The sequence below is a fragment of the Azoarcus sp. Soil_N_20 genome, from assembly GCF_057656155.1.
Genome location: NZ_JBDGKX010000003.1, coordinates 24,294 through 48,373, shown reverse-complemented (window position 1 = coordinate 48,373; position 24,080 = coordinate 24,294). Strand labels below are relative to the sequence as shown.

The following is a 24,080-nucleotide window of genomic DNA, read 5'->3' as shown; positions in this document are numbered from 1 at the left end:
GTGTCTGAATCCTTGCTCATCGAGCGCCGGGGCGCTGCCCTGTGGCTCACCCTCAATCGTCCCGAAGCGCACAACGCGATCAACCGGGCGCTGACCGACGCCCTGGTCGATGCATTCGAACTGGCCGCGAGCGACGAGCTCGTGCGGGTCGTCGTCCTGACGGCCGGCGGCGACAAGACCTTCTGTGCCGGTGCGGACCTCAAGGATGCCGGCGGCGCCAGCACCTTTTCGGCGGCCGGCGGCGAAAACCCGCTGGTGCGGGTCTTTCGTGCGATGCGCGCCTGCCGCAAGCCCGTCGTCGGTCGCATTGCCGGCTCGGCCTTCGGCGGCGGCTTGGGTCTGGTGGCCGCTTGCGACCTTGCCTACTGCGCGGACGACGTGCGCTTCGGAACGCCCGAAGTGAGGGTCGGTGTGTTTCCGATGATGATTTCGGCGCATCTGATCCGCCAGCTCCCGCGCCGGCGCTATTGGGAGATGGCCTTCCTTGGTGATCCGCTGACCGCTGCCGAGGCGCAGCAATGTGGATTGGTCAATCGCGCGATACCGCGGTCGGAGTTGGACGCCGAACTCGGCGTGGTGGTCGACAAGTTGCTGCGCAATGCGCCCACCGCGTTGCGGATGGGCAAGCAGGCACTGGATGTGATGCAGGACATGTCGTTCGATCAGACGCTCGTTTACGCGGATCTGATGATCGAAAAGCTTGCCGCCACCGAGGAGGCCCGCGAGGGGCGGGCGGCATTCGCGGAAAAGCGCGCGCCGCGCTGGGCGGAAGGGGTGACGCAATGAAGCCGCGCAAGGACACGATCGCCATCGGCTGCTCATCCGGTTTCTGGGGCGACAGCAGCTACGCCGCCGCGCAATTGGTGAGGAGCGGCAAGATCGACTATCTGGTCTCCGACTACCTCGCCGAGATCACGATGTCGCTGCTCGCCCGTGCCAGGGCGAAGAACCCGGCCGGTGGATACCCGCCGGATTTCGTCGAGTCCCTCGTCCCCTTGCTGCCCGAAATCCGGGCACGCAGCATCCGCGTGGTGTCCAACGCAGGGGGTGTTAACCCGCGCGCCTGCCGCGAGGCGCTCGTGGCTGCGGCCGACAAGGTCGGCATTTCCATCCGCGTGGCGGTGGTGGAGGGCGACGACCTGATGCCGAGGGCGGAAGCGATTCAGGCCATGGCGCCGCCGGAAATGTTTACCGGCGAGCCGTTGCCGTCTCAGCTGGTCAGTTGCAATGCCTACCTGGGGGCGCGTGGGATCGCGCTCGCCCTCGATGCAGGGGCCGATGTCGTGCTGACCGGCCGCTGTGTCGATTCGGCGGTGACATTGGGCATCCTCATGCACGAGTTCGGGTGGCGCGACGGCGACTACGATCTGCTCGCCGCCGGCAGCCTGGCCGGCCACGTGATCGAATGCGGGCCGCAGTGCACCGGCGGCATCTTCACCGACTGGGCCGACGTGCCGGGCTGGGAGGACATGGGCTACCCGATCGTCGAATGCTCGGCGGATGGCAGCTTCGTCGTGACCAAGCCGGAGGGTACCGGCGGCCTGGTGTCGACGGCAACGGTCGCCGAGCAGATCGTCTATGAGATCGGCGATCCCGCCAACTACATCCTGCCCGACGTGGTTTGCGACTTCACCGAGGTCGAACTCGAGCAGCTTGGCGAGAATCGGGTGCGGGTCAGCAAGGCGCGTGGCCACGCGCCGACGCCGAGCTACAAGGTGAGCGCGACCTGGAGCGACGGCTGGCGGGTGATCGCCACCATGATGGTGGCCGGCCGCGATGCAGCCGCCAAGGCGCGTCGCATGGGGGGCGCCATCATCGACCGTAGCCGAAAGCTCAATCAGGCGGCCGGTCGTGGCGACTACCGTGAGACCTCCATCGAGGTCATCGGCGCGGAGGATACCTACGGCGCGGCAGGCCGTTTCACCGACAGTGCGCGCGAGGTGGTCCTGAAGATGGGCTTGCGCCACGACGACAAGGCGGCGCTCGATCTGTTCGCGAAGGAAATGACCCAGGCGGGTGTCGCCATGGCCCAGGGCACGACAGGGCTCTTCGGCGGCCGCCCCACGCCCTCGCCTGTGGTGCGCTTGTTCTCCTTCCTGATCGACAAGACCGAAGCACCGGTGACGGTGGATGTGGGCGGGGAAATCCTGTCCGTCGATGTGCCTCGCGGGACAAGGCTGACACCGCGCAGCGCGCCCGAGGGCGCCGTCGAGAGCACGGAAATGAGCGCGTCCGGCGAGACGTTAGAGGTTCCCCTGATCGCCCTGGCATGGGGACGTAGCGGCGACAAGGGCAACGACTCGAACATCGGGATCATTGCGCGACGTCCCGAATTCCTGCCGGTTCTGCGCCGCGAGCTTTCCGCAGAGCGTGTCGCGGCTTTCTTTGCCCACTACGTCACCGGAGAGGTGCGGCGATGGGAGTTGCCGGGGATCCACGCGCTGAATTTCCTGCTCGTGGGGGCGCTCGGCGGTGGCGGTGTTGCTTCGCTGCGCTACGACCCGCAGGGCAAGAGCTGGGCGCAAATGCTGATGGACTTGCCAATCCAGGTGCCGGTCTCGTGGTGTGCGTCCGGCTGCTTGCTCGATAGCACAGCGGCTTCGGCCTGATACGGATCAATCATGGAATTTGGACACATGACCCCCATCAACACGGTCTTGATCGCCAACCGCGGCGAGATAGCGGCCCGCATCATCCGCACCTGCCACCGTCTGGGCAAACGCGCCGTCATCGTCTATCACGATGCCGACCGTGACTCATTGCCTGTTCAGCTTGCCGATGCGGCCTTCCGCATCGACGGCCCCACGCCGGTCGCGGCTTACTTGTCGATCGACAACATCCTGGCCGCCTGCACGGCACTCGGCGCCGATGCGGTCCACCCCGGATTCGGCTTCCTTTCCGAGAATGCCGAGTTCGCGCGCCGCCTGGAGGCAGCCGGCGTGCGCTTCATCGGCCCGGGCGCGGGCGCGATCGCCGCGATGGGAGACAAGATCGAGTCGAAGCGCCTTGCCCTGAAGGCGGGCGTCAACACCATCCCCGGCTTCGACGGTGAGATTGTTGATGCCGACCAGGCGTACGAAGTGGCGCGCGAGATCGGCCTGCCGGTCATCATCAAGGCGAGCGCCGGGGGGGGCGGCAAGGGCATGCGCGTCATCCACGACAGTGACAAGGGCGTCTGCCATGCAGCATTCGAACGTACCCGTGCCGAGGCATTGGCGGCGTTCGGTGACGCGCGCGTTTTCATCGAGAAATACATCGAGCGCCCGCGCCATATCGAAATCCAGATCCTGGCCGACCAGCACGGCAACGTCGTGCATCTTGGCGAGCGGGAGTGCTCGATCCAGCGCCGCCACCAGAAGATCATCGAAGAGGCGCCTTCGCCCTTTGTCGACGATCGCCTGCGCGAGGAGATGGGCAGTCAGGCGGTGGCATTGGCCAAGGCCGTGGGCTATGCCTCCGCGGGCACCGTAGAGTTCGTCGTCGATGCGAAGGGCGGCTTCTACTTCCTTGAGATGAATACCCGGATCCAGGTCGAACACCCGGTCACCGAGATGATCACGGGCCTGGACCTTGTCGCGGAGCAGATCCGGGTCGCGGAAGGCGAAGCGCTGGGTTTTGGGCAGGAGGACGTCAAGCTCAATGGCCACGCCATCGAATGCCGCCTCTGTGCCGAAGATTCCGCTCGCGACTTCATGCCGGCCACGGGGCGCCTCGAGTGTTTCGATTCGCCGGAGATGGACGGTTTTCGTCTCGACTCGGGGGTCAGGGAGGGGGACACGATCGGCTCGTCCTTCGACTCCATGCTGGCCAAGCTGATCGTCCATGGTACGACGCGCGAGGACGCCATTGCCAAGATGCGCGCGGTGCTCAAAGAGATGGTGGTGTTGGGTGTAACGACCAACGCGACCTATCTCGGGCGGGTGCTGGCCCACGATGCCTTCGCTGCGGGCGACACGACGACCAGTTTCCTTGAGGAATACAAGGCAGCGCTCGAAGATCTCGTGCCGACGCCCGAGCAGCTCGCGGTCGTGCTGTCGGCCGCGCTTCTTACCAATCGAACCTTGGCCGATGCGCGCTTCACGCCGCCGGCCATCTACGCCGCCATGGGCGCCTGGAGCAATCAATGAGCCTTATCGCCGAAGTCGTAGGAGTCGGCAATCGCAAGGTCGATCTCGTGCGCGATGCGTCGGTGGCCCGCATTCAAATCGATGGTGTTCCGTACCGGGTGGCCGCGAGCCGGCAGGCCGATGGAAGTCATGAAGTCGTTCTTGAAGATCGGAAGTATTCCGTTCGGGTCGTTCAACGGGGCGATAAGGCCCTGGTGCATGCCTTCGGCCGTTCCTGGACCGTCGTCCTGCACGATCCGGTACGTGACGCTTCGGCAGAGGCAGACGCCAGCGACGCCTGCATTGCGCCCATGCCGGGCACGGTGGTCGAGCTGCGGGTGGCGGCAGGCGACGCAGTGACGGCGGGACAAGTCTTGATGGTGATCGAGAGCATGAAGATGCAGATGAATCTGGAAGCGGCAAGGGATGGGGTCGTGGCCGAAATCAACTGTGCCCGGGGCGAGGTCTTCGACCGCGACGCGGTGCTGATCCGTTTGGCGCCTAAGGAGGACTGAGCATGCGCCGCATTGAATCCCGGGTGAACACCCGTTCAGAGAGTTACAAGGCCAACCGCGATCACAACCTGCGCGTGCGTGACGAGTTTCGAGCCAAGCTGCATGAGGTGCGCTCCGAACGTCCTGAGCGCGACATCAAGCGGCTGCGCGATCAGGGCAAGCTTCTGGTGCGCGAGCGTGTCGATCTGCTCCTCGATCCCGGCGCGCCTTTCCTTGAGCTGTCCGCGCTCGCCGCCAACCTCGCCGACTACGATACCCACATCAAGGGCGCCGGGATGGTGACCGGCATCGGAGTCGTCAATGGCCGGGAAGTCATGGTCGTGGCCAACGACTCGAGCATCAAGGGCGGCGCGGTGTATCCGCTCGGCGCGAAGAAGACCATCCGCGCGCTGAAGGTTGCGCTCGAGAACCGCATCCCGGTGGTGCACTTGGTGGATAGCGCCGGGGCCTATCTGCCGATGCAGATGGATATCTTCCACGAGGGCGGCCATCTCTTCTACAACCTGTGCCGTCTTTCGGCGGCAGGTGTGGAGCAGGTCGCAGTGGCGCTCGGTCACTGCACCGCCGGCGGGGCCTATGTGCCTACGCTGTCGGACTATTCGATCATGGTGCGCGGTACCAGCGGCGTTTTCCTCGGGGGGCCGCCGCTGGTGAAAGCAGCCACCGGCGAGGACATCGGGGCGGCCGAATTGGGCGGCGCCGACGTGCACACGCGCATTTCCGGTACTGCCGACTATGCCGTCGATTCCGAAGCGCAGGGCATTGCGCTCGCTCGTGAGATCGTCGGGACCCTGCGCCGGCGCGACAAGCAAAGCGTCGACATGCGCGAACCCGAGGCCCCCTATTACGACCCCGAAGAGCTCTACGGGATCATTCCCGACGACATCAAGAAGCAGTTCGAGATGCGCGAGGTGATCGCCCGCCTGGTGGACGGCAGCCTGTTCCACGAATACAAGCCCGACTACGGCACTACCCTGGTCTGCGGATATGCCTACCTGTGGGGCTACAAGATCGGCATCCTCGCCAACAACGGCGTGCTGTTCAGCGAAGCCGCGGAGAAGGCGACCAACTTCATGGAGTTGTGCGACCGCGACGGCGTGCCGGTACTGTTCCTGCATAACATCACCGGCTTCATGATCGGGCGCGACTACGAGCATCGCGGGATCACCAAGGACGGCGCGAAGATGATCATGGTGCAGAGCAATCTTCGCGTGCCCAAGTTCAGCGTGCTGTGCCACGCCTCGTTCGGTGCCGGCAATTACGGCATGGCCGGACGGGGTTACGAGCCGCGTTTCCTCTTTGCCTGGCCTCATTCACAGTGCGCGACGATGGGGGCCGAGCAAGCCGCCAAGACGCTGTCGCAGATCAAGATCGCTGCGCTGGCACGCGAAGGGAAGAAACTCGAGGCGGATGCGATCAAGGCCATCCACGAGCAGATCCAGAACGACTACACACGCAGTAACAGCGTGTATCACCAGACCTCCGAGCTGCGCGATGACGGCGTGCTCGACATGGTCGATACGCGCAACGCGCTGGGCATCGCCTTGTCGGCTTCGCTCAATGCGCCCTTCGGCGAGCGCCGGCAGGGAATCCTGCGGATCTGAACGGCTTCCAGATGCAAAAAAAAGGGAGACAACGTGAGCAAGCAATCCAGGCAGTTCGAACTGACCGCGGACCAGCGCGGGATCTACGACCAGGCGTTCCGATTCGCCCGGAAGGAATTGGCGCCTTTGTTGGCGCGGATGGACGACGAGGACTGGTGTCCGCCGCAATTGATGAAAATGCTCGGCGAGAACGGTTATCTCGGCATTACCGCACCGGAAGAGTACGGCGGCGCGGGCATGGACCTCTTTTCCGCGGGCTTGGTCGCCGAAGCGTTCGGTTATTGGAACCACAATGCCTCCTTCGTCTGGGGGCCGCACGAAAACCTCTGCCTCAACAACATCCTGCGCAATGGCAGCGCCGAGCAGAAGCAGCACTACCTTCCCAAGCTGTGTTCCGGCGAGTGGGTGGGCGCACTCGCGCTGACCGAGCCGGGTGCCGGTTCGGATGCCATGAGCAGCATGCGGACGACAGCGCGCAAGGAGGGCGACCATTACGTGCTCAATGGCCGCAAGATGTTCATCTCCAACGGCCCGATTGCGGACGTGATCCTCGTCTATGCCAAGACTAATCCGGAAGCGGGCGCCAAGGGGATTTCCACCTTCATCGTGGAAAAGGGCATGCCGGGTTACTCGGTCGCCCAGAAGCTCGTCAAGATGGGCTGGCGCGGCTGCCCGACGGGCGAGTTGGTCTTCGACGATTGCCGCGTTCCGGCGGCGAACCTCATCGGCGGCGAAAACGCCGGGGTGGCGGTGGTCATGAGCGGGCTGGACATCGAGCGCGCCTTTCTCGCCATGCCCTTTCTCGGCACGGCCCAGCGCTGTCTGGATCTCTCCATCGAGTACGCCAACATGCGCCAGCAGTTCAACAGACCGATCGGCAGCTTCCAGCTGGTGCAGGGGATGCTGGCCGACATGTATGCGGAGATCGAAGCTTCGCGCGCCATCGCCTACCGGGCGCTGATGGCTTGCAATGATCTGGAAATAGGCGGTGGTGGCCGGGGCAACCTTCATAAGCTTTGTGCTGCCGCGATCCTGACCGTCAGTCAGATGGCTCTTAGCGTGGCGGACAAGGCCGTGCAGATCCATGGCGGCAATGGCTTCATCTGGGAAACTGAAGTCAACCGAGCCTACCGCAACGTCAAGATCGGAACGATCGGCGGCGGCACCAACGAGATCCGTCGCCTCATCATCGCCGAAGAACTATTGCGCGCTGCGCGCTGAATACGGAGACATACATGAACGTCAGTTTCGATTTTTCCGGTCGCCACGTCTTCGTTTTCGGTGGCACCACGGGGATCAACCTTGGCATCGCGACGGCCTTCGCGCGCAGCGGTGCGCGCGTCTGCGTGGCTAGCCGCAAGCAGGCGAACGTGGATGCAGCCGTCGAGGCGCTGCAACAGTATGGCGGTGAAGTGCTGGGCGTCACCGCCGACGTGCGCGATTTCGAAGCGGTGGGGCAGGCGTTGGCGCAGGCCCATGAACGCTTGGGCCCGATCGACGTGCTGGTCTCCGGTGCAGCGGGCAACTTCCTCGCGGAGGCCAACGATCTCTCGTCGAATGCCTTCAAGGTCGTGGTCGACATCGATCTGAACGGCACATTTCACGTCATGCGCCAGGCGTTTCGGTATCTCGCCCGGCCGGGGAGCTCGGTCATCAACATCACTGCACCGCAGTCCGTGATTCCGATGCGCTACCAAGCTCATGTCTGCGCGGCCAAGGCCGGCGTCGACCAGCTCACCCGCGTGCTGGCGATCGAGTGGGGGGCGGCGGGCGTGCGGGTCAACGCCATCTCTCCCGGGCCGATCGCCGGCACGGAGGGCATGCGCCGTCTGGCGCCTCAAGGCGAAGAGGGCGATGCGATGGTCAACAGCGTGGTCCCGCTCGGGCGCATGGGCACGCCCGAGGATATCGCTCAACTCGCCATGTTCCTCGCTTCGTCGGGAGCCTCCTATATCTCGGGCGCAATCGTTCCCTGCGACGGTGGCGGTGCATCCGAGAGTGTCAAGTCGATGGTGGAGGCGGCGGCTCGGGAGCCGAAGGCGCGGACTGCCTGATCGCGAGAGTCTGGACCAATGCGAGGAGACAAGGATGATCAACATTCAGAAGAGCGCGGAGGCCAGGCGCATCGGCCGAATTGCGCTAGGGGACATAGTGCATCGCAGTGCGCAACGCGCAGGTGAGCGCATTGCAGTTATCGATGGTGACGAGCGCCTGACCCACGCAGAACTCAATGCACGGAGTTCGCAGTTCGCCCATTTTCTCTGCGCCTCCATGCCAAGCGGCGCGCACGTTGCGACCTTCTGTGCGAATTCAGCCGAAATGCTTGTTGCGATGAACGGCATCCACAAGGCGGGCGGCGTTTGGGTCCCGGTCAACATCAAGCTCGATGTGGAGCAAGTTGGCTACATCCTTCGCCATGCGGAAGTCGTTGGCATCGTCGCGGACGAGGACGTCTGCCTCAAGCCGAAGATGGCTGCGCTATTGAGCGAGCTCGGCCTGCCGGTGGTGATCACGCGGGCTACAGGCAAGACCCGCCTCTCGGCGCTGACGTTTTCCGAGGCGCTCCGCGGGCGTCCGGATCAGCTGCCAGAGGTGGACATCGATGCGGACCAGCCCGCCCTGATCATGTACACCAGCGGCACCACCGGAAATCCCAAGGGCGTTGTGCACTCACATGGATCGGTGCACTGCGCTCTGATCGCCAACATTGCGACCTTCGGCTACAGTCAGAAGGATGTTGTCACCTGCATGTTGCCGTTGTTCCACTGCGGCCAGCATAACGCCAGTGCCGCCGCGTTGGCCGCCGGTGCGAGCCTCGTCATCGCCCGGGGCTTCAACCCCGGCGATCTCCTTGCCGACATCGTCGAGCGGCGTGTCTCGGTGATCATCGGTCTGCCGATGATGTACGGGGCGGTCCTGGCTCTTCCGTCGGCCCAGACCGCAGATTTTTCGTCGCTGCGCTTATGCGTCTATGCCATGGCGCCGATGTCGCAAGAGCTCGTTGCCGCGATCAGTCAGAGAATGTGTCAGAACCTGATGCTCGCCACCGGACAGACGGAAATCTACCCCGTCACGATGTCCTATCGACCTTCCCCGAATGACGGGCGGAATGCCAATTATTGGGGCGTTTCGTCGTCGATCATCGAGACGGCCATCATGGATGACGAGGGGAATCTGCTGCGGCCGGGGGAGGTCGGCGAGATCGTCCATCGAGGTCCGAACGTGATGCTCGGCTACTTCAAGGACCCCGAGGCGACCGCGGCGGCACAGAAGTTCGGTTGGCATCATACCGGTGACATCGGCATGTTCGATGACGGTGGCCAACTTCAGTTTCTCGATCGCAAGAAGGACATGATCAAGACCGGCGGGGAGAACGTCGCGAGCATCAAGATCGAATCGGCCATCCTCGGTCACCCGGCCGTGGCAAGTGTGGCGGTGGTCGGCGTGCCACATCCGCACTGGAGTGAGGCGATTTGCGCGGTGGTTACGCTCAAGCCGGGCATGCAGTGCAACGAGGCGGAACTGGACGCCTGGTGCCGGGAGCGCTTGGGCAAGTTCGAGGTGCCGAAGGCCATTCGCTTCGTTGAGCATCTGCCGCTCACGGCAACCGGCAAGACCCGGAAGCTGGTGCTGCGCAAGAAGTTCGAAGGATTGTTCAGCGCCTGAGCACATCGGCCCGTGTGAGCGGCCAAAAATACTAAGGAGTACTACCATGTTCGCCACAATCGCACAGATCGTACGTCACTGGGGCCGGTGCACGGATGGGGCAACGGCTGTAATCTCGCCCTTCCGCGACTGGACTTATGCACAGCTCGACCAAGAGAGCAACCGCATTGCCCAAGGTCTGCTTTCGCTCGGGATATCTCCTGGCGATCGCGTGGGCTGCCTGACCCGGAACAGCACAGAATGCCTCTTGTTGCTCCTGGGGGCCGCCAAGATGGGCGCTGTCTGCGTCCCGATGAACTGGCGCCTCGCACCGGTCGAACTCGAATATGTGATCGCGCACAGCGAGTCCAGGCTGCTTGTCGTCGATAGCGCGCTTCGTCCTGCGCTCGAGAAACTCGATTCGCCGCGCGTCGAGACGGTGCTGATGGCCGAGCCGGACCACGATGGATCGTTGACTGGCTGGGCGTCGGCTTTCCCCGCGGTCGATCCCGAGTTTGCCGCGCGTAGCGACGAGACGGTGTTGCAGCTTTATTCCTCGGGCACCACCGGCAAGCCCAAGGGTGTCGAGATCACTCATGCCGGCCTGTTGTACCAGTGCACCGCCATCGGTGGCTGCTTTGGCTATGGAAACGACCGTTCGGCGGTTTTTCTCGACGTGCTGCCCAACTTTCACGTGTCCGGGACCGTCGTCTTCCTCTCCGTCCTGCACGCCGGGGCCCGGGTTGTGACGCGCCCGGAGTTTGCGCCGGACACAATCCTGGATGCGATGGAGCACCACGGCGTCAGCCATGCGGTCATGGTGCCGACGATGATCCGCATGCTCGTTCAGGCCTTGCTTGCAAAGCGCAGGAGCTTGCCGGCCTTGCGTGTCCTTGCTTACGGCGGGTCGCCAGTCAGCGAAGCCGTGTTGAGGGAGGTTCAGGCGGTGTTGAGCAGTTCGCTGGTACAGATCTACGGGATGACGGAGCTTTCCGGGCTCGCCACCTGTCTTGGCTCAGACGACCACGCAGATCCGGAATTGCTGCGTTCCGCCGGACGTGTCTTGCCAGACGTCGAACTGAGCATAAGGGATACGGCCGACGGGCACGTTCGTGAAGAGGGGGAAGTGGGTGAGGTCTGGGTCCGATCGCCCTCGGTGATGAAGGCCTATTTCCGCAACCCGGAGGCGACGTCTGAAGTCATGCCGAAATCCGATGAGCGATGGCTACGCAGCGGCGATATCGGCTATCTGAAGAACGGCTATTTGTTCATCATCGATCGCGTGAAGGACATGGTCATTTCCGGGGGGGAGAACGTTTATCCCACGGAGGTGGAGAACGTTCTGAGCGCACATCCGGCCGTTGCCGACGTGGCCGTAATCGGTGTCCCGGACCAGACCTGGGGCGAGGCGGTCAAAGCCTGCGTCGTATTGGAAGAGGGGGCACAGGTGGACGCTGCCTCCTTGCTTGCGTTCGCGCGCGAGCGCCTCGCTCATTACAAGTGCCCAAAATCCATCGATTTCTTGCCGGCGTTGCCGCGCAATCCATCCGGCAAGTTGATGAAACGCGTATTGCGCGGGCCGTATTGGGAAGGAAAGGATCGGGCGATCGGTTAAGGCGGGTGCCGGCTGGACGGCGCCTGTTCAGTCGGGCGCATGCCCCCTGTTCTTGACTGTTGAGTGGAGCGCTGCAGTGAGCATATCCCCATTCGTTTCAATGGCGACCACCACGGAAGCTCCCCCAGTCATGCGATCGCGCATCGAGCGACCACGGCTGATCGAACTGCTCGCACGCAGCGAGGCTCGTCTGCTGATGATCAAGGCGCCCGCAGGCTATGGGAAGACGACTCTCGCCGTCGATTGGAGTCTCCGGCTCCGGGCATCGGGGCTGGCGGTGAGCTGGTTGCGCGCCGAGGCGGAGCATAACGATCCGGGCATTTTTCTGCATTATCTCGCGCGTGCCATTGAGGCTGCCTGCCCGGGGGCAGCTTCGACGGCGCTGGAGATGCTTCAAGAACGCCGTCCGGCTGCGGTTTATGCGGTTATTGCGGCTCTGGTCAACGGTATTGTCGAGAGTGGTGAAGAGTTGTGCTTGTTCGTCGACGACTATCACCTGCTGGAAAGGGACGAGATTCATTGCGCATTGCGATTTCTCTACGGTCACGCGCCGAGCCACTTCCGCCTTGTCGTCGCGACGCGCGAAGAGCCAAAGCTGCCATTGGGGAGCCTGCGTGCGGCCGGAGAGCTATTGGAGATTGACGCCAGTCAGCTGCGCTTCTCCCTTGAGGAAGCGGGACGGTTCTTTCGTCTGGAGCCGATCGGTTTGTCCGACGCGGAGGTCCACGCGTTTCAACACGTGGCTGGCGGCTGGGCGGCAGCGCTGCGGATTGCCAGCACCTCCCTGCGTTCAGGGGCGTCTCCGGCAGAAATCGTGCGTGCCATGCGCGGCGGCGGGCGCGATATCGAATCGTATCTTGTGGACGTCTTTGCTCGATTTCCTGTCGCCTTGCGCGACTTCATGGTGAAGAGTGCAGTTCTCAAATCGCTTACGCCCGAGCTGTGCAATGCGACCCTGGTCATCGGCGATTCCGTGACGATTCTGGAGACCCTGCATTACCGATATCAGTTGATCGAAGCGGAGAGTCCCGGTGAGCCAGCCTTTCGCTACCATCCGTTGATCGCCAAGTACCTGCGGCGCCAGCTGAAGAATTTAGCGGCCGAAGAGATCGGGGTGCTGCACCGGCGGGCGGCGCTATGGTTTGAAGAGCAGGGGCGGCATCCAGAAGCGATTCGTCATGCGATCGAGGCAGGCGACTTCGAGCTGGCGACTGCATGGACCGAGGCATGTGCCATGCGCATGATCAAGGCCGGGGACGTCCGCGAAGTGTTGAGCTGGCGAAGCTGGCTTCCCAGGGATCTGATGCGTCGACAGCTTCCCTTGCGCCTGGCCATTGGCTGGTCGCTTGCGATGGCGCCCAGACGCAGCGACGTGTTCGCCTGGATCGACGAGATCGAAGCTGATGCCGTGGGCGATGAACGGGAAGACGTCATCCGGCGAGAGTGCCTGGCGATCCGTACCGTCGCCCATGGCCTGTCCGATGCCCCGAACGCTGGGGTGAAGTACGGACTCGCGTACATGCAGAATCCGCTTGCCGATCCGTGGGCGAAAAACACCGTCGGCAACGTCATCTGCTTCGGTTATCTGATGGCCGGCCGCCATAATCGGGTAGACGAGATGCCGTGGTACGCGATGGACCACGGCGACAAGCTGCGTGCCGCGCCGACGGAGGTATACCGCTACATGGTCAGGGGGCTTGCCCTGTCCCGTCGCCTTGAGCTCGCCGAGGCACAGGGGTGCTTTATCCAGGCGCGTGCGGTCGCCATGCGCGACTTGCGGCCGAAGTCGAGTCTTGCGGCGACGCCGGAGGTCCTGCTCGGGCAACTCGCTTACGAATCCGGTCGGTTGGACGAGGCCGAGCGGCTTGTCGCCAGCCGGCTCGATGCAGTGAACGCCGCCGGCTTTGTCGAGATTCCGCTTCGCGCCTATACCACTCTGGTCCGTATCGCCCGCTGCAAGCAGGATCGCAGGCTGGCGCGCGAACTGATCGAGCAGGGCGAGGCGGTTGCTGCAAGCGAACCCTGGCCCAGGATGCGGTCGGCATTGCTCGTCGAACGCGTGCGGCTGTGCCTGGAAGAGGGGGACGAGTGGACGATGTCGCATGCACTGGCAACTTTGGAACGTCTTGCGATGGCGGCTCCAGGTGGCGAGTGCGCCATCGCAGATCGTCTGCGAGCCTACCACGCACTCGCACACGCCCATGTCGAGCTGACGGGAGGACGCTTCTCTGCCGCGGCGGCGTTCCTCCAACCGGCGTGGGACGATAGCCTCAAGGCCGGAGACTTGTACTTTGCGTGCAGGGTCGGCAGCCTGCTTGCCGCGGCGGAGTTCGGATGCGGTGAGCGAGACCGCGGCTACGAGCGGCTGGTTCAGGTGTTGGAGTGGGGACGAAAGGGCACTCTCGTTCGTACCATCGTCGATCATGGCTTTGTGCTGGAGCCGGCACTCGAGTACGTGCGTGATCGCTTGGCCGGCCTGCCGGACGGTCGCCGCCTGACCTCCTACGCGGAACAGCTGCTTGTGCATGTGCGGGCGAGGGAAGAGGATTCCACGACCGGTGTGGCGAGCTCACGGAGCACCGACACGCCCCTTTCGCGGCGGGAGACCGAAGTGCTGCAACTCATGGGCACCGGAAGCTCCAACAAGCGCATCGCTGCGGCGCTCGGGGTGAGCCCGGAAACGGTCAAGTCCTATATCAAGAGCATTTTCATGAAGCTCGAGGTCGATAACCGCACCCGCGCGGTAATCGAGGGACGGCGCCTGAATCTGGTGCCTGCCGATTGATCTCGCGAGTTAGCCGGATTCGGAACTGCCCCGTCGGAAGCCATCACGCCCCGCCGAAATCGCTCCCCCCAACCGGGGGAATGCGGGCGCACCAGCGTGTTGATATGGTCCTCGTCGGGTTGAGGCTGTGTTGGCCCGGTTCCAAGGCCGGGCGCGCGCTTAAGGGGCCACCAGTACGACAACCCCGTCCCGCAATCGGACAGCATAGCCCGGTGCGGAGCAGTCATCCCAACACCCAGGAGAGATCATGCGTATTCCTTGTACTCGTAGCCTGATTGCCGCCTTTGCCACGTCTGTTGCCATCGTCTCGATGGTCATGCTATCCAAGCCGGCACGGGCCGGTGTCCTGGGTGGCTTCTACGACCCGCCGTCGCCACTGGCGCCCTATTGTGTGAATGATGGCGATGTCATCAAGGACGAGCCGTCGATTTTCGTGCTCCCGACCCAGACACCTTATTCGGCCCGGCGCATCATGTATTGCAGTCGGGATACCAACGGCGCGCGCATGGCGGTCACCGGGACGGTAATCACGCCTGAGTTGCCGTGGGCCGGATCCGGACTGCGCCCGATCATCGGCTTTGCCGTCGGCACGCAGGGAATGGGCGACCAGTGCGCGCCCTCATATCAAGTCACCACAGCGAACCCGACGGAGTATGAACTCGCTGCGATTGCCGCACTGTTGGACGCTGGCTACGGCGTGACAATTTCCGACTATCAGGGGATGGGCACGCCAGGTGTACCGAGCTACCTCAATCGCAACGCCCTGGGCTACGCGGTGCTGGACTCAATCCGTGCAGCGCAGCGCCTGACTTCGGCCTTTCTGCCCTCGGTGGGGCCGGTTGCCCTGTGGGGCTATTCGGAAGGCGGCCTGGCGTCGGGCGCTGCGGCTGAACTGCAGACGAGCTATGCGCCCGAGCTGCAGCTGGAGGCTGCCTATGTCGGTGCCGCCCCCGCCAACCTCCAGCTACTGGCGCAATACCTGGATGGCAAGCCGGCCGCCGGTGTCCTGCTGTACATGCTGGACGGTATGAACGCAGCCTATCCGAAAGCGGGCTTCCTCAACATGCTCAACCCGGCCGGCCGGCTGGTCGCGGCCCAGGTGCTCAATGAATGCTGGGTCCAGACGCTGGCTCAGCACGCCCTCCTGCAATCCTCGACACTGACCAATGACGGTCGCCCGATTCCCGCGCACTTGGCCGAGCAACCGCTCGCTTCACCGGTTACTCAGCAGCTGTTGGGGCTCGTCGCGCCGACCGTACCGGTTTTCGTCGTGCACACCCCGTTCGACGATATCGTGCCGTACCAGATAGGGCACGACATGGCCGTCAGCTGGTGCGACCGTGGCGCGACCGTACAGTTCACCGCGCTGACGGCACCCACGCACCTCGCCGCGATCATTGCGTCGATACCGCTGGCCCTCTCCTACCTTCAGAACCGATTCGCCGGACTCCCGCCGCCGTACAACTGTGGCAATTTCTGAAGTTCCCGGTTCGAGTTTCAGGGCCAAGCCGGTCGCGCCCTGACCATCGCCGTGTGGACCAGACTCATCGTGGTTTCGCGTTGAGCCTACACGGCAGACGACGTGCTGGATGGGGCGACGCAGGAGGGGGCCGTTGTCGGGTGCCGGCGTTTGAGCGTCCGGGTAAAAACGTAGGTCAACGGCCGGCCTCAGGGTCGAACGAGCGGCATGTCTGCAGGACTCTCTCGGCGAGGCGTGAAATCCACTGTACTGCCATCAAAGCGTTCGCTGATGGAAGCGTGCCGGCCAGAAGCCACTCGATACAACGATCGACGAACACGCGCGCAACATGTACCTCCGTCCGTATCTCATACAGGCGGCGGCCGGCGCTCGTCAGACTCCCGGCAGCGCTTGAGCAGGAGCCACCTTCACATGCGCACGGGCCCAGGCTCTCGAGCGCGGCCTCCATCCGGGCAACGGCCGAGATTGCGGCTTCCATGCAGTACCCCGGCCTTTCTTGCTCCAGATAGCGGCCACCGAGGTTCTCCTCGCCGAGCAGATTTTCGACAGGCACGGCGACCTCGTCGAAGTGCAAGTCGGCAAGGCCAAGAGATGCGTGTCCCGGGTTATCAACGCGTGGACCCTTGCTGAAACCGGGCATGGAGATATCCACCACCAGCAAGCTCGCCGATTCGGCGCACCTAGACGGATCGGTGACGACAAGGATCACCGCATCGGCTGGATGCCCGTTTGCCACGAGTCGTTTGACGCCATTCAACACGTAGTGATCACCCCTGCGTACCGCAGTGACAGCCGGCGCCGCGTGAGTCAAGGCGTCGTGCGAGTCGTCATCGGCCAACGCGCCAATCAACTCGCCTGAGGCCATCCGCGGTAGGTACTTTCGCTTCAGCGCGTCGCTGCCATGACGGGCCATGAGGCTCGCTACCCGGTCCGAATGGCGCAGCATGCCTAGCAACTCCGGAGTGTCGGCTCGTCCGAGCTCCTCGAGAAGGACGACCCTACGAAGCGCGTCGGCCAGGTCGTCGCCGCATGTCTGCGAAAGTGCCGTGCCCAGCAGGCCGTTCGCACCGGCCTTGCGCCATGTCTCGCGGTCGACATGAGCCTGATCGCGAATGCGGCGGTACTCGACTGCCAATTCGGTCTCGATAAAGCTCCGCAGGGCCTCACGGAACCGCCGATGCTCCTCGCGAAAGAGGGTGCGCGCAATCATTCTGGTTTCCTCAATGGTCTGACCGATTCGGTGCAAACGCTGATCGGAAGTACGCCTTGAGCGGACCGCCCGACCATGCTGCCGTATGGCTCGCCCACGCCTTCGCGGTTGGTGCGACTCCCGACAGATATCTTCCCCTTGTACACCGGATGGAATCACGCCCCTTGTTGGGGGAGGGACGCACTGAAATCACTCCCCCCAACCGGGGGGATGCAGACACATCATAGCGTTCGATAAGGTTCGCTTCGGGTTGGGCTGGATTGGCCGAGTTTCGATAGCGGCCCGAGTGTGTTGTCGGATGTTCCGACGAGCATTTTGGGCAAGCGGTCCCCGCGGAACCGGCCTCAGCCCATTCGCCGATAACAATGACGAGGAGACCACGGTGAAGAAGCGAAATCAGCGAGCAGCGCGAGGCACGCAGAGAAGGGCGGGCATCGCATCAGCGTTGGTGCTGGTATTCAGTGGCCCTGTCGCGGCGTTCGAGTTCGAAACGGACGGCGGCTGGCGGGGGAGCTTCAACAATACGGTATCGATCGGCGCAAGCTGGCGCGCCCAGTCGCCGGATTCGAAGCTCTACAGCGCCGGAGATGGGGTAGCGGCTGGTTACTCGAAGCCGGGCAGGGGAGGGTCGAACACCGATAGTGGCAACCTGAACTGGGACAAGGGCGACCGCATTACCACTCTGGTCAAGCTCGTGTCGGAACTGTCGGTGAATAAGGACGACATGGGCGGCTTCCTACGCGCCAAGGCTTGGTACGACCAAGCGCTGAAGGACGAGGACGTTCGCCTGGGCAACGGCGCCAACGGCTTTCGACCCGGGCATCGGCTGTCCGATGCAAGCCAGCCTGCACTCAACAAGTACGACGGTGTGGCACTACTCGACGCCTATGTATTCAACACCTTCGATCTTGGCGACCGGCCTCTCCAGGTACGTGTTGGACGTCAGGTGGTGAATTGGGGGGAAAGCCTCTTCATTCAGGGGCTCAACCAGCTCAACCCGGTCGATGCCCCTGCCTTGCGAAAGCCTGCCACGGAGATCAAGGAGGCACTGCTGCCCGTCTGGAGCCTTTACGGCAACCTTGGCCTCGGTGGCGGGATGTCGCTGGAGGCCTTCTACCAGCTCAAGTGGGAAGAGACCGTCGTTGACAGCTGCGGCGGGTACTGGTCGGCGGCGGAATTTCAGATTACGACATCGGCGGGTTCGGGATGTCGGGCGGTGGCGACGACAGTCAATGCTGCGCTCGGCAACGCCGGGTCCCTTGCCACGGGTCAATTCGTTCCCCTATCTGACGGAAAGGACGGCAAGGACGGTGGGCAATGGGGGCTGGCGCTGCGGATTCCGGTGGACGCGATCGACGCGGAGGTCGGCGTGTACGCAATGCGTTTCAATTCACGCACGCCGATCATCTCGACGCGGACCGGAACTTGGGGCGCCAGCGGCATCGCACCGATTCTGAACCCATTGGCCGCTCATGAAATGGCGCTCGGCGCAGCGGGGGTAAGAGCCGGAACCGGGTTTTGGGAATACCCGGATGGCATCAATCTGTATGGCGTGAGCCTGTCCACCAATCTCGCGGGCTGGTCTCTCGGCGCCGAATTTAGCCATTCCCCGAATCAGCCCATACAGATCAACGGCAATGACCTCGTTGCTGGACTTCTGCGCGGTATTGGCCCCGTCGGTCCCGAACACGTTGCCGCGTCGAGCAATGGCGTCGGCAACGACGTTCACGGATACGAGCGCGTCAAGAAGAGTCAGTTCCAGTTCAACACGGTCAAGGTTCTCCCTGCCATGCTCGGCGCACAGCAGGGGGTGCTCGCCGCAGAGTTGGGAATGCAGTGGAACGACCTGCCGAACGATGGCCGCCGGTTCGGCCGTGGCTTCATCTTTGGCGCCGGCTCGCATCCGACCTACGGGGGAACTACGTGCGTCGCCGATGGCGGCACCAATCCCCAGCCGGATGGGTGCAAGAACGATGGCTATGTCACCGATTTCGCATGGGGCTATCGCGTGCGCGCCGCGCTCTCCTACGGCAACGCGTTCGGGAGCGGCTTCACCATTTCTCCAGGCATTTTCCTGGCGCACGACGTCAAGGGCTATTCGAGCGACGGGCAGTTCCTCGAGGATCGTACCGTGATCGGCTTGGGTGTACAGGCTGACTATCTCAAGAAGTACTCCATCAATCTGGGATACACCAAGTACGGAGATCGCGCGAAGTTCGACCCCTTCCGCGACCGTGACTACTACAGCGTCTCGGTGAGCACGACATTCTGAGACTGAAACAGCCAAGAAAACCAGGAGACAAGGTATGAAACTCGCGATCGCAAGACTCACGCTGGCTGTCCTGCTCTGCGTCACCGGCGGCACGGCAGCCGCCGCCCTTACGCAAGCGGAAGCGGACAAGCTTGGCACGCAACTTACCCCTACGGGAGCCACCAAGGAGGGGAATGCGGACGGCACGATTCCCGCGTGGTCCGGAGGCCTGACCGCTCCGCCCGCGGAGTGGAAGCCCGAACTGGGCTACATCGATCCGTTCGTGAACGAAAAGCCGACAGTCACCATTGCGGTGGCCAATGTGGATCAATACAAGGACAAGCTGCCTGCCGGGTTGATGGCGTTGCTGCAAAAGTACCCGAACTTCACGATGCCGGTCTATCCAACACACCGGACGGCTGCCTTGCCGCAGGCTGCCGTCAATGCAATCAAGGCCGAAGCCACGAAGATCTCCATGAATGACGGTTACATCGAGGAGCGCGAGAAGTCAACTGTTCCGTTCCCGATTCCGAAAACCGGAGAGGAGGCCATGCAGAACCACATCCTTCGATACATGGGGGGAGGGTTCCAGCGTGAGTACGCGTGGTTCCCGGTGCGCGCAAATGGCGATACCTACAAGGTCAGCTTCGCCGAGCGCCTGGTGACGGCAGGCAACGTCGAACCGCCGCGGGGCGGAAACCTGAGCTTCGTCTTCGCGGGGGGCTTCACTTCTCCCGCTACCCTCGATGGCACCGTATATCTCGTGCACGAAACGGTGGATCAGGTGAAGGAGGCAAGGTCGGCGTGGATCTACAACTCGGGCCTGCGCCGAGTGCGCCGTGCGCCGGATCTCGTCTACGACAATATTTCCGACGGTGTGGAGGCGATGCGGGTGACCGATCAGTACCTCGGGTACAACGGAGCGACCGATCGTTACGACTGGAAACTGGTCGGGAAGAAGGAAATGTACGTGCCCTACAACACGTACAGGATCGGCGACAAGAGCCTGAAGTACGCCGATATCCTCGACAAGAACACGGTCAAGAGCGAGCTGATGCGGTACGAACTGCACCGTGTGTGGGTCGTCGAAGCGACCCTAAAGGCCGGCCAGAAGCACATTTACGGCAAACGCACCTTCTATCTTGACGAGGACAGCTGGATGGTCCTGGTGGAGGATGCCTACGACACGCGCGGGCAATTGTGGCGCATTGGCGTCCATGGATTCCGTCAGAACTACGACGCTCTGGTGCCTTGGCACAGTGTCCAGATCTGGCATGACCTGACGAACGGGAATTACCTTGCTTCGCACCTCGACAACGAGGTCAAGGCGCCGATCCGCTTTGGAATTCAGGGCAAGTGGTCCGATTTTCAGCCCGATGCCCTGCGTCGCGCCGGCACCCGCTGATCGCCATTTTTCATTCACGTCGATGTGCAGGGCCGTTCTGACGGATGGCCTTGCTGCCTGGGGCTGATTGTGACGAGGAAATCGGAATGAGGTCAAAGAACCGAGCTGCCGTGCTGCTTGCTGCGGTGTTGGCGGTCCTGCAGTGCGATGCGAGCGAATCGGCGTTGATTCAGGCTGACGTCGCTCTACACAGCGATCGGACGGTTGTGCTTGACGCAGAGAGAGTCGGAAAGAGGGTGGTTGCTGTGGGCGAGCGCGGGGCGGTGTTCCTGTCGGCGGACGGTGGCGCAAGTTGGCGTAGTCGCCGCGTGCAGTCGACGCGAACATTGACCAGCGTGCTGGCCCTGGATGAGTCGAACTGGATCGCGGCCGGCCATGGCGGAGTGCTGTTCCGCAGTGGCGACGGGGGCGAAAGCTGGGATGCCGTGGATGTCGATGCGGGGCCCGATCCCTTCATCGGACTGACCGCCGTCGACGGCGAGACGGTCTTGGCCTACGGCGCGTTCGGCATGTTTTTGCGCTCGAGCGATGCCGGGCGTAGTTGGTCGCGTGCGCGCGTGGTCGACGATGACTTCGATCGCCATATCAACCGGGTGATCGTGCTCGCGAACAAGGATCTGCTGTTGTTGGGCGAGTCAGGAACGATTGCGCGATCGTCCGACGCTGGCGGGACCTTCACTGCGCTGGAGAGCCCTTACGGTGGCTCGCTCTTCGGCGGCCTGCAGACCTCAAGCGGAAGCTTGGTCATCTTCGGGATGCGCGGCCAAGTCTTCCGCTCCGAGGACCAGGGGCAAACCTGGCAGAAGGTCCCCATGACCTCGGAAACACCGTTCTTCGGCGGCACCGCTCTCGGCGACGGAACGATCCTCCTGACGGGCAACGCAGGCTGGATTGCCGTGAGCCGCGACGACGGAAGGAGCTTCACGCTCGATAAGATCGGAGGCAAGGGGATTGCGGGCGTGTTCGAACGCCCTGACCGTGCGTTGGTCAGCTTTGGCGCGCAAGGACTGCGTCCATTGCCCGTGTTGGACAATGAGTGCCGGGCACACCTTGGATTCCTGGAGAAACCTTGTGAGCAGAGATGAAATCCTGACCGACGAGCGTGGGCTGGAGGAGCGAAGGTTCGGCCACAATCTGGTGGGCAGGGTCTCCTATTGGATCTTTCACCTGCGTAACCCGCTGCTCGCAGTGTTCGTGCTGATCACAATCCTGCTCGGATACTCGGCAAGCCAGTTGTCCATCGGCGCCGGCTTTTCCAAGATGGTGCCGCTGGAACACGAGTACATGAAGACCTTCCAGGAGTATGAGACCGACTTCGGTGGCGCGAACAAGATGCTGGTGGCCGTCAAGGCGCGTCACGGGGACATCTATACCAAGCCGTTCTTGGAAACGCTGCGCCAGGTGACCGACGAGGTCTTCTACATCAAAGGCGTCGAGCGTAGCGCTGTGACTTCGCTGTTTTCCTCCAACGTGAGGTATTCGGAGGTCGTGGAGGACGGATTCCGCGGCGGGAATATCATCGCTGCCGACTATTCAGGCACCGACGAGCAGCTTCGCGAGGTCCGAGCGAACGTCGCGAAGTCTGATTGGGTCGGACGTATCGTTGCCCCCGATGGTACTGCGGCACTGGTCGTCGCGACGCTTCAGGAGCGAGACGCCGATACCGGCGAGCGGCTCGATCTGCAGGAAGTCGCGCGCAGTTTCGAGGCAATTCGGGCCACCCACGAGAATGATCAAGTGTCGGTGCACATCGTCGGCTTCGCCAAGTCGATCGGCGACGTTGCCGAAGGTACCAGCGGCGTGATCGGCTATTTCGCCGTGGCGTTCGCCATAACGGCCGTCCTGCTGTACTGGTATTCCGGTTCCGCAATGCTTTCGGCGTATGCCCTGATCTGCGCGGTCATTCCAGTGGTGTGGCTGCTCGGCTTGCTGCCCTTGCTGGGGCTGGAACTCGATCCGATGTCGATCCTGGTTCCGTTCCTCATCTTCGCGATTGCCGTATCCCACGCCGTACAGATGACAAGTGCCTGGAAACAGGAGGTGCTGAGGGGCGCGGATGGCGTCAGCGCCTCACGAATCGCGTTCCAGAAGCTGTTCGTTCCCGGTGCGGTGGCGCTGCTCGCCAACGCCGTGGGTTTCGTGGTCATTGCCTTCGTGCAGATCGAGATGGTGCAGGAGATGACCATGACCGCGACACTCGGTGTGACGGTTATGATCATCACCAACAAGATGCTTCTCCCCATTCTCTTGTCCTATCGACGCCTCTCGCCGGCGGCGGTCAAGAAGACGGGAGGGCACGAGGGAATCGCCGACGCATACTGGGGAAAACTTGGTGTCCTCGCAACGCGGCGAGGCGGCGCCGTGGCGATTGCCGTCGCGTTGCTTGCGCTTGGGTGGGGGTGGCAGATGGCCAGGGGCCTCCAGATTGGCGATCTGGGGGAGGGGGTGCCCGAACTGCGTCCGGAGGCCCGCTACAACCGAGATGTCCAGCAGATCACGAGCGACTTTGCCATTGGCGTAGACGTGCTGCAGATCATCGTCGAGGCCAAGGGGCAGGACTCACCTTGCGTTGATCGTGCAGTGATGGACCGCGTCGAGGAGTTCGAACTGATGCTCCGGCAGAACGGCGGCGTGGCCGCCGTCCGGGGACTTGCCGGTTTCGTCAATTCAGTAACGCAGTCGTACGCTGAAACGTTCATCAAATGGTACGCCTTGCCCGAGAACAGGGCGCAAATCGCTCAAGGTGTTGGATTCGCGACTCGTCTCGGCAACGAACTGATGAATTCGACGTGCACCGCGATGCCGATTTCGGTCTATACGCGAGATCATCAGGCAAAGACGATCGAGTCCATCATCAATGACGTCAAGGCGTTTCAGGCTCGGTTCGACGATGACGGCGTACGCTTTCGGTTGGCTAGCGGGAACGTGGGGGTGATGGCAGCCACCAACGAATCGGTCGCCAGCGCAGACAAATGGGTCAATCTTGCCCTGTTCGCAGCGGTTGGCGTGCTGTGCTTGATCATGCTGAAGTCGATGCGGGCAACACTGTGCATCATTCTGCCCTTGGCGCTGGTGACACTGTGGTGTCAGGCGGTCATGGCTTGGCTCGGAATCGGCATGAAGGTAAACACGCTGCCGGTGGTGGCGCTGGGCGTAGGCGTGGGGGTCGACTACGGCATCTACCTCTTCGAGCGGATCCGGCATGAGATGGAGTCGCGCAGCCATGGATTGCGCGATGCATTCATAGAGGCCCTTCGACAGCGGGGAACCGCCTCCTTGTTTACAGCGGTGACAATGACGATTTCCGTGGCCACCTGGGTGTTCTCGCCACTCAAGCTCCAGGCCGACATGGGCATCCTGTTGGCCTTCATGTTCCTGGTGAATGTGTTCGGGGCGATTTTGCTTCTCCCCGCGTTGGCGAGTTTCCTCATAAGGACGAAAACCTAAGTGCAGCCCAGCGGCCA

16 protein-coding genes are annotated in these 24,080 nt (G+C 62.8%); 15 read left to right on the top strand and 1 reads right to left on the bottom strand.

Features of this window, described 5'->3' with window-relative positions; translation table 11 throughout:
- The 11 genes from AC3A35_RS07665 to AC3A35_RS07615 all read left to right on the top strand — a co-directional run bounded on the left by AC3A35_RS07665 (window position 1) and on the right by AC3A35_RS07615 (window position 15,750).
- The gene (locus AC3A35_RS07665; RefSeq protein ID WP_487435441.1) at window positions 1-786 is read left to right on the top strand and encodes an enoyl-CoA hydratase-related protein; all 786 of its coding nucleotides are present in this window, start codon (window positions 1-3) and stop codon (window positions 784-786) included.
- Window positions 783-2,609 carry an acyclic terpene utilization AtuA family protein gene (locus AC3A35_RS07660; RefSeq protein ID WP_487435440.1) on the top strand — a complete coding sequence of 609 codons (1,827 nt, stop codon included), beginning with the start codon at window positions 783-785 and terminating at the stop codon, window positions 2,607-2,609. Before AC3A35_RS07665 ends, AC3A35_RS07660 begins: the two co-directional genes overlap by 4 nt.
- Before the next feature lie 27 nt (window positions 2,610-2,636).
- Window positions 2,637-4,127 carry an acetyl-CoA carboxylase biotin carboxylase subunit gene (locus tag AC3A35_RS07655; RefSeq protein WP_487435439.1) on the top strand — a complete coding sequence of 497 codons (1,491 nt, stop codon included), beginning with the start codon at window positions 2,637-2,639 and terminating at the stop codon, window positions 4,125-4,127.
- The gene (locus AC3A35_RS07650) at window positions 4,124-4,621 is read left to right on the top strand and encodes an acyl-CoA carboxylase biotin carboxyl carrier protein subunit (RefSeq protein ID WP_487435438.1); all 498 of its coding nucleotides are present in this window, start codon (window positions 4,124-4,126) and stop codon (window positions 4,619-4,621) included. Before AC3A35_RS07655 ends, AC3A35_RS07650 begins: the two co-directional genes overlap by 4 nt.
- Before the next feature lie 2 nt (window positions 4,622-4,623).
- On the top strand, window positions 4,624-6,225 hold the full coding sequence (locus AC3A35_RS07645; RefSeq protein WP_487435437.1) for an acyl-CoA carboxylase subunit beta: 1,602 nt from the start codon (window positions 4,624-4,626) through the stop codon (window positions 6,223-6,225).
- A 33-nt stretch (window positions 6,226-6,258) separates the two neighbouring features.
- Complete coding sequence (locus AC3A35_RS07640; RefSeq protein ID WP_487435436.1) at window positions 6,259-7,446, top strand: acyl-CoA dehydrogenase family protein; 1,188 nt, start codon at window positions 6,259-6,261, stop codon at window positions 7,444-7,446.
- A gap of 14 nt (window positions 7,447-7,460) precedes the next feature.
- Window positions 7,461-8,279 (top strand): SDR family oxidoreductase, encoded by an 819-nt coding sequence (locus AC3A35_RS07635; RefSeq protein WP_487435434.1) that lies wholly within the window; start codon window positions 7,461-7,463, stop codon window positions 8,277-8,279.
- Window positions 8,280-8,313: 34 nt separating this feature from the next.
- Complete coding sequence (locus AC3A35_RS07630) at window positions 8,314-9,891, top strand: class I adenylate-forming enzyme family protein (protein WP_487435433.1); 1,578 nt, start codon at window positions 8,314-8,316, stop codon at window positions 9,889-9,891.
- A gap of 46 nt (window positions 9,892-9,937) precedes the next feature.
- Window positions 9,938-11,485, top strand: a complete 1,548-nt coding sequence (locus AC3A35_RS07625; protein ID WP_487435432.1) for a long-chain-fatty-acid--CoA ligase — start codon at window positions 9,938-9,940, stop codon at window positions 11,483-11,485.
- Between the two features lie 130 nt (window positions 11,486-11,615).
- Window positions 11,616-14,270 (top strand): LuxR C-terminal-related transcriptional regulator, encoded by a 2,655-nt coding sequence (locus tag AC3A35_RS07620; RefSeq protein WP_487435431.1) that lies wholly within the window; start codon window positions 11,616-11,618, stop codon window positions 14,268-14,270.
- Window positions 14,271-14,517: 247 nt separating this feature from the next.
- Complete coding sequence (locus tag AC3A35_RS07615) at window positions 14,518-15,750, top strand: lipase family protein (protein ID WP_487435429.1); 1,233 nt, start codon at window positions 14,518-14,520, stop codon at window positions 15,748-15,750.
- Window positions 15,751-15,925: 175 nt separating this feature from the next.
- Here the strand turns inward: AC3A35_RS07615 and AC3A35_RS07610 are convergent, their stop codons facing one another.
- A complete protein-coding gene (locus AC3A35_RS07610) occupies window positions 15,926-16,960 on the bottom strand; it encodes an acyl-CoA dehydrogenase family protein (RefSeq protein WP_487435428.1) in 1,035 nt (344 codons plus the stop codon).
- A gap of 382 nt (window positions 16,961-17,342) precedes the next feature.
- Between AC3A35_RS07610 and AC3A35_RS07605 the strand changes: the two genes are divergently transcribed.
- The 4 genes from AC3A35_RS07605 (at window position 17,343) to AC3A35_RS07590 (ending at window position 24,063) form a co-directional block, all read left to right on the top strand.
- Window positions 17,343-19,232, top strand: a complete 1,890-nt coding sequence (locus tag AC3A35_RS07605) for a DUF1302 domain-containing protein (RefSeq protein ID WP_487435427.1) — start codon at window positions 17,343-17,345, stop codon at window positions 19,230-19,232.
- Between the two features lie 34 nt (window positions 19,233-19,266).
- The gene (locus AC3A35_RS07600) at window positions 19,267-20,616 is read left to right on the top strand and encodes a DUF1329 domain-containing protein (RefSeq protein WP_487435425.1); all 1,350 of its coding nucleotides are present in this window, start codon (window positions 19,267-19,269) and stop codon (window positions 20,614-20,616) included.
- Window positions 20,617-20,702: 86 nt separating this feature from the next.
- A complete protein-coding gene (locus AC3A35_RS07595) occupies window positions 20,703-21,701 on the top strand; it encodes a WD40/YVTN/BNR-like repeat-containing protein (protein WP_487435424.1) in 999 nt (332 codons plus the stop codon).
- A complete protein-coding gene (locus AC3A35_RS07590; protein WP_487435423.1) occupies window positions 21,688-24,063 on the top strand; it encodes an efflux RND transporter permease subunit in 2,376 nt (791 codons plus the stop codon). Before AC3A35_RS07595 ends, AC3A35_RS07590 begins: the two co-directional genes overlap by 14 nt.
- The last annotated feature ends 17 nt before the right edge of the window (window positions 24,064-24,080 follow it).